This is a genomic window from Dendrosporobacter sp. 1207_IL3150 (assembly GCF_036763085.1).
Lineage (GTDB): Bacteria > Bacillota > Negativicutes > DSM-1736 > Dendrosporobacteraceae > JBAIYU01.
On record NZ_JBAIYU010000011.1, the window covers coordinates 14,768 to 31,035 of the forward strand.

At 38.1% G+C, this 16,268-nt stretch carries 17 protein-coding genes and 1 riboswitch; all 17 genes read right to left on the bottom strand.

The window, feature by feature from the left end; genetic code table 11:
- Positions 1-51: 51 nt before the first annotated feature.
- Complete coding sequence (locus V6C17_RS07715) at positions 52-267, bottom strand: YlzJ-like family protein (RefSeq protein WP_333521993.1); 216 nt, start codon at positions 265-267, stop codon at positions 52-54.
- The gene (locus V6C17_RS07720; protein WP_333521994.1) at positions 267-1,052 is read right to left on the bottom strand and encodes a ClpP family protease; all 786 of its coding nucleotides are present in this window, start codon (positions 1,050-1,052) and stop codon (positions 267-269) included. Before V6C17_RS07720 ends, V6C17_RS07715 begins: the two co-directional genes overlap by 1 nt.
- A 99-nt stretch (positions 1,053-1,151) precedes the next feature.
- Positions 1,152-2,816 (bottom strand): ribonuclease J, encoded by a 1,665-nt coding sequence (locus V6C17_RS07725; RefSeq protein ID WP_333521995.1) that lies wholly within the window; start codon positions 2,814-2,816, stop codon positions 1,152-1,154.
- 194 nt (positions 2,817-3,010) lie between these two features.
- Positions 3,011-3,892, bottom strand: coding sequence for a 4-hydroxy-tetrahydrodipicolinate synthase (dapA, locus tag V6C17_RS07730; protein WP_333521996.1), 882 nt, complete (start codon positions 3,890-3,892; stop codon positions 3,011-3,013).
- 31 nt (positions 3,893-3,923) lie between these two features.
- Positions 3,924-5,138: an aspartate kinase gene (gene dapG, locus V6C17_RS07735; RefSeq protein WP_333521997.1), complete on the bottom strand. Its 1,215-nt coding sequence runs from the start codon at positions 5,136-5,138 to the stop codon at positions 3,924-3,926.
- Between the two features lie 3 nt (positions 5,139-5,141).
- Positions 5,142-6,179, bottom strand: coding sequence for an aspartate-semialdehyde dehydrogenase (locus V6C17_RS07740; protein ID WP_333521998.1), 1,038 nt, complete (start codon positions 6,177-6,179; stop codon positions 5,142-5,144).
- 24 nt (positions 6,180-6,203) lie between these two features.
- Positions 6,204-6,998 (bottom strand): 4-hydroxy-tetrahydrodipicolinate reductase, encoded by a 795-nt coding sequence (gene dapB, locus V6C17_RS07745; protein ID WP_333521999.1) that lies wholly within the window; start codon positions 6,996-6,998, stop codon positions 6,204-6,206.
- 145 nt (positions 6,999-7,143) lie between these two features.
- Positions 7,144-7,317: riboswitch (Lysine riboswitch) on the bottom strand.
- A 252-nt stretch (positions 7,318-7,569) separates the two neighbouring features.
- Positions 7,570-8,190, bottom strand: a complete 621-nt coding sequence (locus tag V6C17_RS07750; protein WP_333522000.1) for a general stress protein — start codon at positions 8,188-8,190, stop codon at positions 7,570-7,572.
- Between the two features lie 66 nt (positions 8,191-8,256).
- Positions 8,257-8,547, bottom strand: a complete 291-nt coding sequence (locus V6C17_RS07755) for a YlmC/YmxH family sporulation protein (protein ID WP_333522001.1) — start codon at positions 8,545-8,547, stop codon at positions 8,257-8,259.
- Positions 8,548-8,555: 8 nt separating this feature from the next.
- Entirely contained in the window at positions 8,556-8,858 is a 303-nt protein-coding gene (locus tag V6C17_RS07760; protein ID WP_333522002.1) for a hypothetical protein, read from the bottom strand.
- 97 nt (positions 8,859-8,955) lie between these two features.
- On the bottom strand, positions 8,956-9,411 hold the full coding sequence (dut, locus tag V6C17_RS07765) for a dUTP diphosphatase (protein ID WP_333522003.1): 456 nt from the start codon (positions 9,409-9,411) through the stop codon (positions 8,956-8,958).
- Between the two features lie 17 nt (positions 9,412-9,428).
- The gene (locus V6C17_RS07770; protein ID WP_333522004.1) at positions 9,429-10,676 is read right to left on the bottom strand and encodes a M16 family metallopeptidase; all 1,248 of its coding nucleotides are present in this window, start codon (positions 10,674-10,676) and stop codon (positions 9,429-9,431) included.
- Between the two features lie 150 nt (positions 10,677-10,826).
- Positions 10,827-11,711, bottom strand: coding sequence for an N-acetylmuramoyl-L-alanine amidase family protein (locus tag V6C17_RS07775; protein WP_333522005.1), 885 nt, complete (start codon positions 11,709-11,711; stop codon positions 10,827-10,829).
- 135 nt (positions 11,712-11,846) lie between these two features.
- Positions 11,847-12,557, bottom strand: coding sequence for a polysaccharide deacetylase family protein (locus V6C17_RS07780; RefSeq protein ID WP_333522061.1), 711 nt, complete (start codon positions 12,555-12,557; stop codon positions 11,847-11,849).
- Between the two features lie 109 nt (positions 12,558-12,666).
- Positions 12,667-14,766 (bottom strand): polyribonucleotide nucleotidyltransferase, encoded by a 2,100-nt coding sequence (locus tag V6C17_RS07785; RefSeq protein WP_333522006.1) that lies wholly within the window; start codon positions 14,764-14,766, stop codon positions 12,667-12,669.
- Positions 14,767-14,897: 131 nt separating this feature from the next.
- Positions 14,898-15,164, bottom strand: coding sequence for a 30S ribosomal protein S15 (rpsO, locus tag V6C17_RS07790; protein WP_333522007.1), 267 nt, complete (start codon positions 15,162-15,164; stop codon positions 14,898-14,900).
- A gap of 155 nt (positions 15,165-15,319) precedes the next feature.
- Positions 15,320-16,237 (bottom strand): bifunctional riboflavin kinase/FAD synthetase, encoded by a 918-nt coding sequence (locus V6C17_RS07795; protein ID WP_333522008.1) that lies wholly within the window; start codon positions 16,235-16,237, stop codon positions 15,320-15,322.
- Positions 16,238-16,268 lie beyond the last annotated feature (31 nt).

A 16,268-nucleotide genomic window follows, 5' to 3' on the forward strand; every position in this document is an offset into this window, starting at 1 on the left:
AGCACTTTCGCGGTTGGAAGTGCTTGTTTGTTATTTAAAAATCGGGATATTCTAAATTTGCTTGAAGTTAATAACCATTCCAGGTTGTATCTCATTTCGTAAAAAATCATGAGGATTCGTAGAAAGAAGTCGAATAATCCGACACTGCTCATTCGATGTTTTTTCCACAATTAGACGAATTCCTTCATAATCAACTTCCTCGTAATTAGGCGAAAAATCATCTGGTGGAAAAACAGCTTCTAGTGGCATAACTGTCCACAGTATCATTACTGCTTCAGCCCCTTTGGTTCCTTCTTAGCTTGTATGAGTTGTTGAAGTTTATCCATAGCTTGAGAGACGCCGCCTATTTCATTAATTAAACCATAATGAACAGCGTCTTTTCCTACTACTGAAGTGCCAATATCCCTCGACAATTCACCAGTCTTATAAAGAAGTTCTTTCCATTTCTTTTCAGTAATGCGAGAATGAGAAACAACAAATTTATTAACTCTTTCCTGCATTTTTTCCAAATAATCAAAGGAGCTTTGAGCACCAATGACAAGCCCAGTTAAGCGGATTGGATGAATTGTCATAGTTGCACTTTCCACTATGAATGAGTGTGTCGCAGAAACAGCTATAGGCGCACCAATACTATGGCCACCACCTAGAACAATAGACACAGTAGGTTTTGACATACTTGCAAGCATTTCAGCAATAGCTAAGCCAGCTTCGACGTCCCCGCCAACTGTATTAAGAAGCAACATTACGCCTTCTATTTCAGGATTTTGCTCAATAGCAACAAGTTGAGGCATGATATGCTCATACTTAGTAGTTTTGTTTTGCGGTGGGAGTACCATGTGGCCTTCAATTTGTCCTATAATTGTCATTACATGTATATTGGTTTTAGCAGTTGGCACATCAGTTGTACCTAATTCTTGAATATTTTCAACAACAGTTGATTTTTTAGCCTGTCTTGATTTTTTAGGAACATCAGTAGGCTGCTCTCCAGGTGCCTGAGGATTCTCGGGATTTACGCTAGGTGGTGCGACAACTGGATTATCGTTATAGATCATTCTTGAAGTCCCTCCAACATTAGTCTTTATTTATAGTATTGACTTTGTTGGAAGTTTCATACCGTTTTTCAAAAGTAAAAAATCGAGCTAAAACTCGATTTATACTTCCATGATAATTGGCAATATCATCGGGCGGCGGCGCGTTCGCTCATAGAGGTACTTACTCAAACAATCACGTAAGTTTGACTTTATTGCAGCCCATTCAGTTATATTATTAAGCTCACACTTTTCCAGTGCTTGGATTATTCTCTCTTTAGCATCTTCCATAAGTTGTTCTGATTCCCGTACATAAACAAAACCTCTAGAAACAATATCTGGTCCAGCCAAGACAGAGCCGCTTTGCTTATCCATTGTTACAACAATAATTAAAATTCCATCGTGTGACAGTAGACGCCGATCTCGGAGTACTATATTACCAACATCACCTACGCCCAAACCATCTACTAGTACGTTTCCCGCACTAACTTTCCCTGAGATGGTGCCTTTTTCTTGAGTGAATTCTAGAACATGACCGTTTTCAGCAATGAAGATGTTTTCTCTTGGCAGCCCTAAGTCATTAGCTAATTGAGCGTGTTTTTTTAAGTGACGGTATTCACCATGCACCGGAATAAAAAATTTAGGCCTAACTAAATTATGTATTAATTTGAGTTCTTCTTGACTTGCGTGACCGGAGACATGGACACCTGACGCTCTCTCATAGACTACTTCAGCACCTTGGCGAAGTAGGAAATCGATAGTACGCGAAACCAGTTTTTCATTCCCAGGAATTGGGGTAGCTGAAATTATTACCGTATCACCAGGGGTAATCTCAACCTTGCGATGGTCGGACAAAGCTATTCTAGTTAAAGCCGACATAGGTTCACCCTGGCTGCCTGTTGTTACTATAACTATGCCTGAGGGGGGATAGTTATTAATATCATTAACATCGATTAACATGCCTTCGGGTATAGATAAGTAACCAAGTTCTAATGCTATATTTACTACATTCACCATACTGCGACCGAGAATTGCTATTTTACGCTTATATTTGCAAGCAGTATCTATAACCTGCTGTATACGATGAATATTTGAAGAAAACGTCGCTATTATAATACGTTCTCGAGCATTGCGAAACGTTTCATCAAAAGTTACTCCAACAGACCTTTCACTTAAGGTATAGCCGGGATGTTCAGCATTAGTGCTATCTGCGAGCAGCAAAAGTACGCCTTGATCACCTAATTCCGCAAACTTATGAAAATCTGTTACTTTGGAGTCGACTGGGGTTTGATCAAGCTTGAAATCACCCGTATGAACAATTGTCCCAATCGGGGTTTTAATAAAGATACCAACTGCATCAGCTATACTATGGCTAACATGAATAAAGCCTACATTAAATGAAGCGATATCAATGCTATTTCCTGGGGCTAAAGGAAACAGATTATCTGAGGATATTTTGTTTTCTTTTAGCCGTCCTGCTAATATCCCTAGAGTCAAATTAGTTCCATATACAGGTACATCCAGTTGTTTTAACACATAAGGAAGAGCGCCGATGTGGTCCTCATGGCCGTGAGTAAGTACAATGGCCTTAACTAAATCTTTATTTTCAAGTAAGTAAGTAATATCCGGTATAACTAAGTCTATACCAAGCATATCATCATCAGGAAACATTAAACCACAGTCAATGACAATTATATCGTCTCCATATCGGATAACCGTCATATTTTTGCCAATCTCCCCTAAGCCTCCTAAAGGGATAATCTGAACTTTGTGTTGTTGTTTGGACAAAAAAAAGTACACCTCCAGCTACTGTGAATGAAGTATATTTAACTAGTACTCTTAGATAAGTTTTAACCAGCCGTTCTTACACCTTGTACCTATTATATCTTATTAACATTGTTACAACAAGTCGAAACAAAGAACGCCATATAATGAATCAAAAAATAGCCCATCTAAAAAAAGATGGACTATTTTTTGATTCATTATATGGTTCCTAAATCTTTAATGGCCTTTTTAATTACTGCTAGTTCTGAGTCAGTTGCAGGCACAAGCGGCAGGCGAAGCGGTCCGGCGCTTTGACCAATTATATTGACTGCCGTTTTAATTGGTATTGGGTTCGTGGTAACAAACATGGATTTAATAAACGGTATAAGCTCAAGATGTATTTCTTGTGCTTTTGATAAATTGCCGTTAAGATAGGCAGCAATCATTTCTTGCATGCGGACACCAATTATATGAGCTGCTACACTAATTACTCCTGTACCTCCGATAGTCATGATAGGTAAAGTCAGAATATCGTCGCCACTATAAACAAGAAAATCTTTGTTAGTATTACGTATAATTTCTGAAACTTGCTCTAAGTTACCACTAGCTTCCTTTACGGCAACAATATTTTCGATTTCAGAAAGACGTACGATAGTACTAGGAAGTATGTTTGCGCTAGTTCGCCCAGGTACATTATATAGTATTAATGGTAGTTTAGTAGCCTTAGCGATAGCTTTGAAGTGTTGATAATAACCTTCTTGAGGTGGTTTATTGTAGTATGGCCCTACTAGCATCGCTCCATGAACCCCAATTTTTTCAGCTTCAACAGTCAGTTCGATAGAGGCTCTTGTATCATTTGAACCTGTTCCAGCAATGACATAGGCCTTATCGCCCACTGCTTCAAGTACAGTCTCAAATAGTTTAAGTTTTTCAGGACTAGAAAGTGTTGCCGATTCACCGGTACTACCAGCAACTACTATACCGTCTGATCCATTATTTATTAAATACTTAGCTAAATCGGCGGCAGCTTTATAATTAACACTATAGTCATCGTTAAACGGAGTAACCATAGCTGTAATAACCCGACCAAAATTCCTCATAACTTCTCCCTCCATTATCTATAGAAAAAATTTAGTTTGACAAACTAAATTTCTCGTGTAAAGCAGTAACGGATTTATGCATATCAGCTTTTTTAACTAATACGGAAATCGACGTATGAGAGTCAACGGTCTGTAGAATTTGAATGTTATTTTTAGATAGAGCCTCAACAAAGTTTGCCATAACACCAGGTACTTCTCGCATACCCCCACCGACAACAGATACCTTTGCACAATCATAAACGGTATCAACCTTAAAACCTAACTGAAGTAATTTGTCGGTAGCTCTGTCAGCAACGTCCTCGGAAATAGTAAACATTATCTGCCCAGGGTTAACGTTGATTAAATCTACGCTAATCCCTGATTCAGCCATTGTTTTAAATGCTTTAAAACTCGCATCGCTAGCGTTATTGGTAGCTATTTTTATTTGCGCAATATTAGCTAAGTAAGTTACACCTGTTGCGATACGGTCTGATACTGCTGTCCCACCCGTATCACCTTTATTAATATTAGTGATTAGAGTTCCTGGGGCATCAGAAAATGTTGATTTAACGACTAAAGGAATACTTTTCTGCATTGCAATTTCGACAGCTCGTGGATGAATGACCTTTGCACCTTGATGAGCTAACTGGCATACTTCACTATAGCTGATACAATCAAGAATCTTAGCGTTGCTGACGATTCTTGGGTCTGCTGTCATAATACCATCTACGTCTGTATAAATCTCAATTAACTCCGCATTTAATGCACCACCTAATGCGGAGGCAGTCGTGTCGCTGCCGCCGCGCCCTAGTGTTGTTAGCTCTCCCTCCGCACTCATTCCCTGAAAACCGCAAACAACAGGGGTTTTCCCTTGCTTTAGCAGACGGATAATATGCGCAGAGTCGATTTTCATAATTCGAGCATTATTAAAATTAGTGTCAGTCATAATTCCAGCTTGGCCGCCTGTAAGCATAACAGCATCAAGTCCATTGGCTTGTAAAGTACCGGCCATAACAACTGCGGAAATCATTTCGCCGCAGTACATAATTTGGTCAAGTTCGCGTGCCGCAATATTCTTATTTGCTGTCCGCGCGACTTCAATTAGTGTATCAGTAGCATAGCTTTCGCCTTTACGCCCCATTGCAGAAACTACGACGACAGGAGCATAACCCTGCTCTTTTGCTCTATTTATTTTTTTAACAACCAGCTGTCTAACTTCGGGTGATGCTACCGAAGTACCACCAAACTTCTGTACTATTATACGCATTATCTACACCTCAAGTAATTTATGGTTGATCATATATTCGGCAATTTGGAGTGCATTTAATGCAGCACCTTTGCGAATTTGATCGCCAACCACCCATAGGTTAAGACCGTGCTGGACACTTTTATCTTCTCTAATGCGTCCAACAAAAACTTCATCTTTGTTTGAAGTGAAAAGCGGCATTGGATATAGCATTTCGGCAGGATTATCTTGAACGATTACCCCAGGGAATGCCGCAAGGGCTTTTCGAGCATCATCTGCTGACAATGCACTCTCTAGTTCTATATTTATAGATTCTGCGTGGCTGCGATATACTGGGACTCTAATTGTTGTTGCAGTAATGCCAATATTGTAGTCATTTAGTATTTTATGCGTTTCATTAACCATTTTCATTTCTTCTTTAGTATAACCATCGTCTACAAACACATCGATCTGCGGAAGTAGGTTAAAAGCTATTTGATAATGTTTTGGTAAGCTAGCACTTGGTAGAATATTAGCTTCAGCAGGGCGATTTTCAACTATAGCTTTAACTTGGTTATCGAGTTCCTCAATTGCCTCTTTACCGGCTCCCGATACAGCTTGGTAAGTAGAAACAACAATTCTTTTAATTTTTGCTACATCATGAAGTGGTTTTAATGCCATAGTCATAATAATAGTAGAACAATTTGGGTTAGCAATAATCCCTTTATGGTTTTGAATAGCACCAGGATTTACCTCTGGAACAATCAGCGGAACATTTGGATCCATTCTAAATGCACTGGAATTATCAATAACAACTGCACCGTGCTTCACTGCAGCTGGAGCGAAGGTTTTGCTAGCTGCTCCGCCAGCAAATAATGCAATATGCACATCTTTAAAAGAATCGTCTGTAGCTTCTTCTACTACATAATCTTTACCCATGAAGTTAATTACTTTACCTGCGGAACGCTTTGAAGCAAGTAACTTCAGTTCATTAAAAGGAAAGTGTCGCTCGGCAATCAGCTCTAAAAATTCCTGACCAACTGCACCAGTAGCTCCTAAAATTGCAACATTATATTTTTTCATGGTCATCGCTCCTTCAGTTAACAACTAATCTAGTATATGTTCTAGTCCAACAACCAACCCGTCTAAGGTTAAGACCTTTTTGCAAGCTAATACAACTCCAGGCATAAATGACTCTCGCGAGATAGAATCATGTCTTATAATTAACGACTGGCCAAGACCGCCAAAAATTACTTCCTGATGAGCTACATATCCTGGCAATCTAACACTGTGTAAACGTATTCCTTCAAATTCACCGCCGCGTGAACCTTTATACTTCTCAAATTCTGCAGGATGCCCTTGTTTTAAATAACCTCTAGTTTCAGCAATCAACTCTGCAGTACGTATTGCTGTTCCAGAAGGAGCATCAAGTTTTTGATCATGATGTAGTTCAATGATTTCTACATGAGGTAGGTACTTAGCAGCTTCGCACGATAATCTCATCATCAAAATTGCACCAATTGAGAAGTTAGGTGAAATTAAAGCATTAACTTTATGCTTTTTACACAGTTCATTAACTTCCTTAAAGTCGTCTTCAGACAAACCGGTTGTTCCAACTACTGGGCTGACACCGTTTTTTATTGCAGTTCGAATGTTTTTCATAACCGACTCCGGGTTAGTAAAGTCAACCATTACTTGAGGTTTAGTTTCATTAATTACAGTTTCAAGATCATTTCCGATAGTAACACCGTTTTTGCCAAATCCAATTAATTCTCCAACATCGGAAAAGTCTGATTTAACATCGACTGCCCCAACAATGCTAAGATGTTCATCCCTATGTACTGCTTTTAATACTTCAAGACCCATTTTACCGTAAGCACCGCAAACTATAACTCTTATCACTGGGTTCCACCTCCGAATTACTACAATACACCTTAGGCGTATTTAACATAAAAAACTATAAAAACAGCCGGTGAGAACTATCTCACCGGCTACCATATGTGGGCAGCGTAAAAAGGATAAGAAAACGCTAAGGTTTTCTATTTCCAGATGAGATAGCACTCCACCATATTTTATGGTGACAGTCTAACACCTATTCGATGTAAGACCAGTATCGAACAATTGGTAATCTTCGATACTTCGGCGGTCAACCCTTTTCTTTCAGATCATTGGTACCACGCTCCCTGAAAGTACTATTGTTGCCCGCACCTCTACTCTTGCTGTGCAGGATTCTATTTAATTTATGTACATTGTATAATATAGGTTCCACTAGTGTCAACTTTTTTTAAAAACTTTCCAAAATCACATTTTATTGAAAAAAAGTGATTTGTTTGTTTATTTCAACTTAGATAATATAAAAACCGGGATAATTCCCGGTTTGATTTTATACGATAAAAAGTATAAACTTTCTTACATTCATAAGGGGGGATTATCGACTTATTCCTACGCAAAGCTTGGCACAAGCCTTGTTTTCTTACTGATGACTTTCTACGTTATCTGCCCCATATCGTCTGAAGATTTTAGCAGCTTCATCAACTTTTTGCTCACTAGTACGTACAATAGCTAAAATTTTGTTTTGTTCCACTTGGCGAACATAACGTTGACTTGCTTCTGATGGAATTCCCCAATCTATTAAACCACCAGCTAAACCACCAGCTAGAGCTCCGCCAATTGCTGCACTTATAGGTCCAGCAGCGAGCAAAGGGCCTATGCCAGGAACCACCATAGCTCCTGCTCCAATTAATAATCCACCGATACCGCCAAGTGTTCCGCCAGTCAAAGCTCCATCTGTAATATCATCATCATAGCTGACTTTGTCAGTTGAATTTGATTGTCTGTTTGATTTAGATACGATATTTATTTCTTCGTTTGTAAAACCTTGGGTACGCAGTGTGCTAACCGCAGTTTCCGCATCTACTTGTGAATCAAATACCCCAATAACGGTTTTTTGCTTCTGAGTATTTGTGTTTTGCGAAGAGCTCTTACCTGCTTGACTGCTCGAATTTGAATTTTGCTGTGATTGTGAATTAGTATAACTGTTTACAACATCGGTTGAAGAATTATTTTGGGACTGGTTATTTAATTGGTTATTCATTTTACATAAATCCTCCTAACATTAAATGCTTTACTGCAGTTAATGTTAGTTTAACCTGATTTAAATCTAATATGTGTTTTCGTGCCGCTCACGAATATTGGAATACATTCTATCAAAAGCATTATTCAAATCAACAATAATTACTTCGTCGCCTATTCTTTTAATTGACTGCCACGGAATTGTCGATGCTTTACTTTCATTGAAAAACCTTAGAAAGTTCGACCGATTAGGCAGAATAAGTGAATGGATCTGTCCTGACTTAATCTCGAAAGAAAGTTCACATTCTTCAATTACTCCGAGCCTTCCTCCATCACCAATATTAATTACTTCTTTTCCCGCGAGTTCACTCAAACGCATTATATCACCTACTTTATAAATTTATAAAAAAGTGGTTGAATCATAGCTAAACATATAGCCGTGAATGCTAAAGGATCAATAGATATTGTGTGTAACGATACTCGCTCAGGAATATCTAATTTTAAGAATGATGTTAACATGACAAGAGACAAGTACACACCACCCGAAACTGCAACTATTTCCTGAATAGCTAAAGAAAGCGGTGAAGATTTACTTTCGCCGTCGATAATCTGCCGATATCGGTAAATGCGAAATATTATTGAACAAACGATTCCTAAAAATAGTAAGAGTAATGTTATCCAACTATTCATAACATCCCCCACAAATCTTTTGTAAATCTTATTCTGAACTTAATAAAATTATGTCCTCAAAAAAAGATAAGGCAGTTGATAAACTGCCTTATCTAAACTATTTTTCGCCTGTACTTCCAAAACCGCCTGAGCGAGTTTCAGCAAGTCTAAAATTATCATTATCAATCAGAAGATATTTACAAAATATTCCTTGAGCAACTCTTGTACCTTTAGTAACAAGGACATCCTCTGAGGAATGACTATATACGGCTATCATAATATGACCTTCGTTCTCAGGGTTATTATAATAATCAGCATCAATGATTCCCTGACTATTGATTAAAGTAACTTTATTTTTTACGGCGAAACTGGATCGAATATGTAATCCGAGATATTCATCGTTGCCCATATATGCTTTTAATCCTGTGGGAATAATAGTTACTTGGTGTGGCATAATTACAACGTCCTCAGAGGCCGCAATATCATAACCAGCGCTTAAAGATGTTTTGCGCTCCGGAAGAGTAATGCCGTTGCTTATATAACAATTAACAATTTCAAAGCCTCGGATTTTCATTGATTTCTCCTATTATATCAAAATTTTGGTACTGCACTTATTTTACCTAATGGTCCTAAAGTTGTAAGGCTTATAGAGTGTGGGTTTAAATACGTGTGAATTATCGTATTTATGTCTCTGATAGAAGTATTATCAATTTTAGAAACAACTTCATCAAGAGTAACATATTTTCCTAAGCTGATCTCCATTTTACCCATTCTCGACATTCGGCTGCTCGAACTTTCAAGTCCAAGAACAAGGTTTCCTTTTAATTGTTCCTTTACTCTTGAAAGCTCATCCGGTTTTATACCATTTCTTTTTAAGTCAGATAGGGATTCTACAATAAGTGCTATAACTTGCTCAGTATTTGAAGGACGTGTCCCTGCATAAATAGTAAATAAACCGCCATCACTGTAATTTGTTAAGTAGGAGTATACAGAATATGCGAGACCTCTCTCCTCCCGTATAGACTGAAACAATCTAGAGCTTATTCCCCCACCCAATAAATTATTTAAGATATGAAAAGGATAAATTTCAGGAGATTCCTGAGCTACTGCTGCAACTCCCATGCATATATGTACTTGTTCTGTAGCTTTCTCGTAAGAAGAGGTTTTGACATTAAAAGTAGGAGCTGGAAGATGTGACTGATGTTTTGCACCATGCAGGTCGCCAAAATATTTTGAAGCGAATTCAAGCAGTTGTTCGTGGTTCACGTTGCCAGCAGCTGCAATAACCAAATTATCTGGAGTATAAAATTGCCTATAATATTCTAGTATAGCAGTTTTATCAATTGTCTCTACCGATTGGGTTGTCCCGATAATATTACGGCCTAATTGATGATTAGACCAAATATTTTCGATATAAAGATCATGAATTTGCTCATCAGGTGTATCTTCATACATATATAACTCTTCAAGAATTACTTCTCGTTCACGGGTAATATCATCATGCGAAAACTTTGATCTAACGATCATATCACTAAGGATATCAACCGCTAGCTCAAGATGGCTATCAATTACCTTCATATAATAGCAAGTATGTTCCTTAGAGGTAAATGCATTTAGCTGCCCTCCAACTGCATCAACTGTTTCCGCGATATCTTTTGCCGAACGCGTTTGAGTACCCTTAAACATCAGGTGTTCAATAAAATGAGATATCCCATGGTTATAATCTAGTTCTTCGCGCGAACCGCTTCCTATCCAAACACCTAAGGTAACAGATTTGACAAAAGGAATATTCTCGGAAATTACCCTTATACCATTTGGCAATATAGATTTTTGATACATATATAACTCCTTTTCTTGTATAAGTAATTATGTTCTGGTAAGTGTTATAAAATCCTTCATAAACTATTTATATTTAGGTAGTTAGATAAGCATGTCAAGGAAATCAAGGAAAAAAACAGAGACATATGTCTCTGTTAAATAATACTATTGTCAATTAAAATACTTCACTATTCCGTTAAATATACCTTGCGCAATACTATTACGATATGAGTCGCTGCTCAATTTTGCAGCTTCTTGAGAATTAGTTACGAAACCCATTTCTACTAGAATGCCAGGCATCGTTGTGTTACGTAAAACGTAAAATGTTTCAGGAGCAGTACCTTTATCGATAGCTTTTGTTTCTTTAATAATAGCGCTCTGCACCTCTGTAGCCAATTTAGGTGATTTCCCGCTGTGATAAAATGTCATAGCTCCGGCAATATCCGGATTTGGGTTAGAATTTGAGTGGATACTGACAAAAATATCGGCATTATTAGCCTGGGCTAAATCAACCCGTGCTTGAAGTTCCTGGCCTAGTGTGCTGCCTGCGGCAGCTACCGTCTTATCGGTTTCGCGAGTCATTATTACTTTTGCGCCAGCTTGTACAAGTTTATCACGTAATTTAAGACTGACGGAAAGATTGTTATCTGTTTCTCTTGTATTATTTGCTACAGCACCTGGATTACTACCACCATGCCCGGGATCGACAACAATCACCTTCCCGCGTATACCAGAACTATCTAGTACTGTTCCACTATCTGAAGATGGAGGCAATGGAGTAACTTTTACGGGGTTACCATTTGGATCACTGCTTGATTTTGACCCGAATACGTTTATTACGGGGCCCAATATTTTATTGAAAAGGTAGCCAAATAACTTTTCGAAAATATTGCTTCCGCTGCCTCCTGTACTATTTGATTGCGACAAAGTGCCAGATGATAGGGTTTTAAGCACATCGTCAACAGGAGCGGCATTAACTGATTGTACTGGTATAACTATCATTGTAAAAACCAACAAAAACAACATCAAAAAAGTTGTAAATTTATTTCTATTCACTTAGTACCTCCTCTATAGCAATATCAACATGCTCTAAATGGACTGCAACTCTATCTACAGCAAAGCATGTTGACATAATATCATATAGAGGGGTTTTTAGCAATAAGAAAAACAGGCAATTATATGCCTATTTCTTTATTTTAGTATATCAGAGACTGTTGTAATAGTATATCCTGCCTTTTGTATTTCTCGAATTAGCTCTGGTAATGCTTTAGCGGTAGGGTCGGTAGGATGCATTAGAATAATAGCACCATTATGTAGTTTTTTTATTACTCTGTTTTTGAGAATATCCGCAGGCGGCCTCTTCCAGTCAATCGTATCAATACTCCACATAATAGTGGTATAGCCAAGCTCGTTCGCAGCAGTAATTACCATATCATTATATTCACCATAAGGAGGTGCATACAAGTTGGTTTTTATTCCAGTAATTTCGCGTACTAAGTCTTCGGTCTTTTGTATTTGGTCTTTGTTTTTTTCTTTAGTTATTGCGTTCGGATGAGGATGACTATAAGTGTGATTACCCAGTTCATGTCCTCGATTTGCAATATCAGTTAATAATTCGGGATATTTTTTTGCCCAGCTGCCTCCAATAAAGAATGTAATGTGTACGTCATTATCGGTAAATGTCTGGAGCATTGATGGTAAAAACTCCTCGCCCCAAAAAACATTGCAAGCAAACGCCACCTTGGGCTCGGTTATATTTCCGTGAAAGATTGGCTGGATTCCCCCCTGATTAGTTGGAGAACTGCTTAAAAGTGGTTGAACCATTCCTGATAACATAGCAATAGTTAAGAAGACACCCGCTGCAAATATTACGTACCATTGTCTAATTCTGGTGACTATCATCCATCTCAATATTAATCACTCCTGATCGAATGATTTAACTGCTTTTCTATCAGTTTATTAAGTGGATGAGAATTTATGAATAAAAAAACATAAACCGTGAGGTTTATGTTCATGGTGTCTTATCGTTTTCAGTTTCAGCTTTAAGAAGCTCTTTACGTGAAAGGTTTACACGTCCTTGACGATCTATTTCAGTAACTTTTACTAAAATTTCATCGCCAACTTTTACAACATCTTCGACTTTTTCTACTCGTTCACGCGCTAACTGCGAAATATGAACAAGCCCTTCTTTGCCAGGTAATATTTCTACAAATGCTCCGAAAGTCATAATACGAGTTACTTTTCCTGAATATGTTCCGCCTACCTCAACACTGCGAACTAGATTTTCGATAATTCTAACCGCTTTTTGGCCAGCTTCAACATCTACAGCGGCTATAAAGACCTTACCATCGTCTTCGATATCAATTGTAACTCCGGTTTCATCAATTATCTTTTTAATTGTTTTACCACCAGGTCCGATTACGTCTCGAATTTTATCAGGATCAATTTCCATAGTTATAATCCTAGGTGCATATGGTGATAGCTCACCTTTAGGTGTACTAATCGTCTCGAGCATTTTATCTAGAATATGATTACGTCCACGTTTTGCTTGCTCTAAGGCTGAGGTTAATATTTCTTTGGTAATACCAGCAACTTTCATATCCATTTGTATTGCTGTTACACCGTTTGTAGTTCCTGCTACCTTAAAGTCCATGTCACCAAGGGCGTCTTCCATACCTTGAATATCAGTCAAAATTGAGTAGTGATCTCCATCTTTAACTAACCCCATTGCTACGCCAGAAACCGGACGCTTGATAGGAACACCTGCATCCATTAGAGATAAAGTACTGCCGCAGACGCTGCCCATAGATGATGATCCGTTAGATTCTAATACTTCTGAAACCAATCTAATCGTATATGGGAAATCGGTTTCGCTTGGAATTACAGGAACTAAGGCACGCTCAGCGAGGGCCCCATGTCCAATTTCACGACGGCCAGGACCACGTGAAGGTCTAGTTTCACCAACACTAAAAGATGGGAAGTTATAATGGTGCATGTAACGTTTAGATTCTTCTACTCCAAGTCCGTCAAGTATTTGCTCGTCACCGATAGCTCCAAGTGTAGTTACTGTGAGTATTTGAGTCTGTCCCCGCGTAAATAAACCAGACCCATGAGTTCGGGCAAGTAAAGAAATATCGCACGAAATAGGACGAACTTCTGCAAGACCGCGGCCATCTGGACGAATCTTTTCAACTGTTATCATTTTACGAACAATTTCTTTAAGTACTTTTTGGAAAACATACTGAACATTCTTAATATCGTTAGGGTAAACTTCACTAAAATGTTCAATTGCCTCTTTTTTAACTTGATTTACTTGTGCTTCTCTTTCAAGTTTGTCCGAATTTCTTACTGCTTCATTAAGTTTATCAGTAATAAAAGCACGAACTGCACTATCAATTTCTGGCACCACTTCGAATAATTTTATTTCGCGTTTAGGTTTTCCAATTTCCGCTATTATTTTAAGTTGGAAATCAATTATTGTTCTAATTACATCATGGCCAAATGAGATAGCTTCTAATATTACTTCCTCAGGAAGTTCATTTGCACCAGCCTCAACCATAATTACTGCATCTTTTGTTCCTGCAACAACAAGATTTAACTCACTTTGTTCCTGTTCGGCAACAGTTGGATTAATGATAAATTGATTATCAATTCGGCCAATACGTACGCCGCCAATAGGACCATTAAAAGGAATATCGGAAACACCCAATGCACAAGATGCGCCAATCATTGCCGGTATATCAGGAGGATTATTTTGATCAACAGATAAAACAGTAGCAACTACTTGAACGTCGTTACGAAATCCTTCGGCAAACAACGGTCTGATTGGACGATCAATAAGACGGCCCGAAAGGATTGCAGATTCACTTGGTCTTCCCTCGCGTTTTATAAATCCCCCAGGAATTTTACCTACAGAATAAAGTCTTTCCTCATAATCAACAGTTAATGGGAAAAAATCAATTCCTTCTCTAGGTTCTGCTGAAGCTGTAGCGGTTACTAAAACTGCAGTGTCGCCATAACGCACTAATACAGCACCGCTTGCTTGTTTTGCCATTCTGCCAGACTCAATTATGAGTGGTCTGCCGCCTAGCTCCATTTGAAAACTTTGCATATAGTTCCTCCTATTCTAAGTCACCTATTCTTTTCCAATATTACCTCTTCGACATTTTTTTTAGTATTCCCTTTTTTTGTTCTTTGATAACCCTTCGAAAAAAATAAAAAAGCGGGAAATTCCCGCTTTTATTACTTACGAAGATTGAGTTGACCGATAATTGTACGATAACGTTCAATATCGTTGTCACGCAGATAATTTAATAAACCTCTGCGCTGTCCAACCATTTTTAAAAGGCCACGACGTGAATGATGGTCCTTTTTATGTTCTTTTAAATGGTTTGTTAAATAGTTAATACGCTCAGTTAAGATTGCAATCTGAACTTCAGGAGAACCAGTGTCGGCTTCGTGAAGACGATATTTTTCAATAAGCTGTTGTTTAAGCTCTGCTGTCAGCACAATGGGCACCTCCTTTACTTTTAAATTATCCCCTCTAGCCAAGATACCGTTGGAGAAGCGATTTTCCTAGCTAAGGTTCATTTCTGTGGGCTTTTTCCACACATATACAAGTTTAACATAAACTATTGGCGCTGTAAATGCAATTTATAATTAAATTAATAGTAATTTCGGGCTGTGGCAATATCTTGGGAAATTTGCTTAATTAAATCATTAGCACCGGAGAATGTTTTCTCATCTCTTATTTTCGCTAAAAATTCGACTGTGATAGATTTTCCATAAAGATTTCCATCAAAATCTAAAAGGTGAACCTCTATATGACGGTTATTCCCCTTAAAAGTAGGATTTGTACCGATATTAGCGATTGAATTGTATGTCATAGTATCGAACGAAGTACTTACAGCATAAACACCATTGTCTGGAACAGCAAAACCATCAGGTATATTAATATTTGCTGTTGGGAATCCCAAAGTCCGCCCACGTTTATCTCCAGTTACTACCTCACCTTTAAGTTTAAAATTTCTTCCTAGCAATCGAGCTGCTTCAGAAACATTACCTTCACTAATGTGCTGCCTAATAAGTGTGCTGCTAACAATATTACCATCAAGATACACCGCTGGGTGGACTTCAACGTTAAAATGATGAGCATTGCCTGCTTGGGCTAATAAGTTTGGGGTTCCAGCACTTCTAAACCCGAAAGAATAGTTGGGTCCAACTACTATATTTGTAGGATTCAAGTTACTTCGCAATAGCTCGATAAAATCTGTCGGAGACATTTTTAGAAGTTCAGCTGTAAAAGGTATATTCATCAAAATATCAACACCTAAATCAAGCATCAATTCCGCTTTATACTCATTAGTAACTAGCTGAATTGGACAACGTGTAGGGTCAACGATTGAGAGGGGATGATTGCTAAAAGTAAAAACGACACTAGTACCGCCGCAGTTTTTAGCTAATTCGACTGCCCTTCCAATTATTTTTTGATGACCAATATGAATACCATCAAAAGTACCCAAGGCTATTGCAATATTTGAATGTTTATCGCACAATTTTGCAACTGTCGAATAGATCTGCATTTATGTTCTCCTCTTATACAATAAGCCGATG

Excerpts from the sequence above, each read along its gene's own strand:
- V6C17_RS07740 (WP_333521998.1), bottom strand. The coding sequence starts at position 6,179 with ATGAAAAAATATAATGTTGCAATTTTAGGAGCTACTGGTGCAGTTGGT.
- V6C17_RS07755 (WP_333522001.1), bottom strand. The coding sequence starts at position 8,547 with ATGCGTTTGAGTGAACTCGCGGGAAAAGAAGTAATTAATATTGGTGAT.
- V6C17_RS07770 (WP_333522004.1), bottom strand. The coding sequence starts at position 10,676 with ATGTATCAAAAATCTATATTGCCAAATGGTATAAGGGTAATTTCCGAG.
- V6C17_RS07785 (WP_333522006.1), bottom strand. The coding sequence starts at position 14,766 with ATGCAAAGTTTTCAAATGGAGCTAGGCGGCAGACCACTCATAATTGAG.
- dut (WP_333522003.1), bottom strand. The coding sequence starts at position 9,411 with ATGAAAATCCGAGGCTTTGAAATTGTTAATTGTTATATAAGCAACGGC.
- V6C17_RS07795 (WP_333522008.1), bottom strand. The coding sequence starts at position 16,237 with ATGCAGATCTATTCGACAGTTGCAAAATTGTGCGATAAACATTCAAAT.
- V6C17_RS07715 (WP_333521993.1), bottom strand. The coding sequence starts at position 267 with ATGATACTGTGGACAGTTATGCCACTAGAAGCTGTTTTTCCACCAGAT.
- dapA (WP_333521996.1), bottom strand. The coding sequence starts at position 3,892 with ATGAGGAATTTTGGTCGGGTTATTACAGCTATGGTTACTCCGTTTAAC.
- V6C17_RS07750 (WP_333522000.1), bottom strand. The coding sequence starts at position 8,190 with ATGAATAACCAATTAAATAACCAGTCCCAAAATAATTCTTCAACCGAT.
- V6C17_RS07720 (WP_333521994.1), bottom strand. The coding sequence starts at position 1,052 with ATGATCTATAACGATAATCCAGTTGTCGCACCACCTAGCGTAAATCCC.
- V6C17_RS07780 (WP_333522061.1), bottom strand. The coding sequence starts at position 12,557 with ATGATAGTCACCAGAATTAGACAATGGTACGTAATATTTGCAGCGGGT.
- V6C17_RS07760 (WP_333522002.1), bottom strand. The coding sequence starts at position 8,858 with ATGAATAGTTGGATAACATTACTCTTACTATTTTTAGGAATCGTTTGT.
- dapG (WP_333521997.1), bottom strand. The coding sequence starts at position 5,138 with ATGCGTATAATAGTACAGAAGTTTGGTGGTACTTCGGTAGCATCACCC.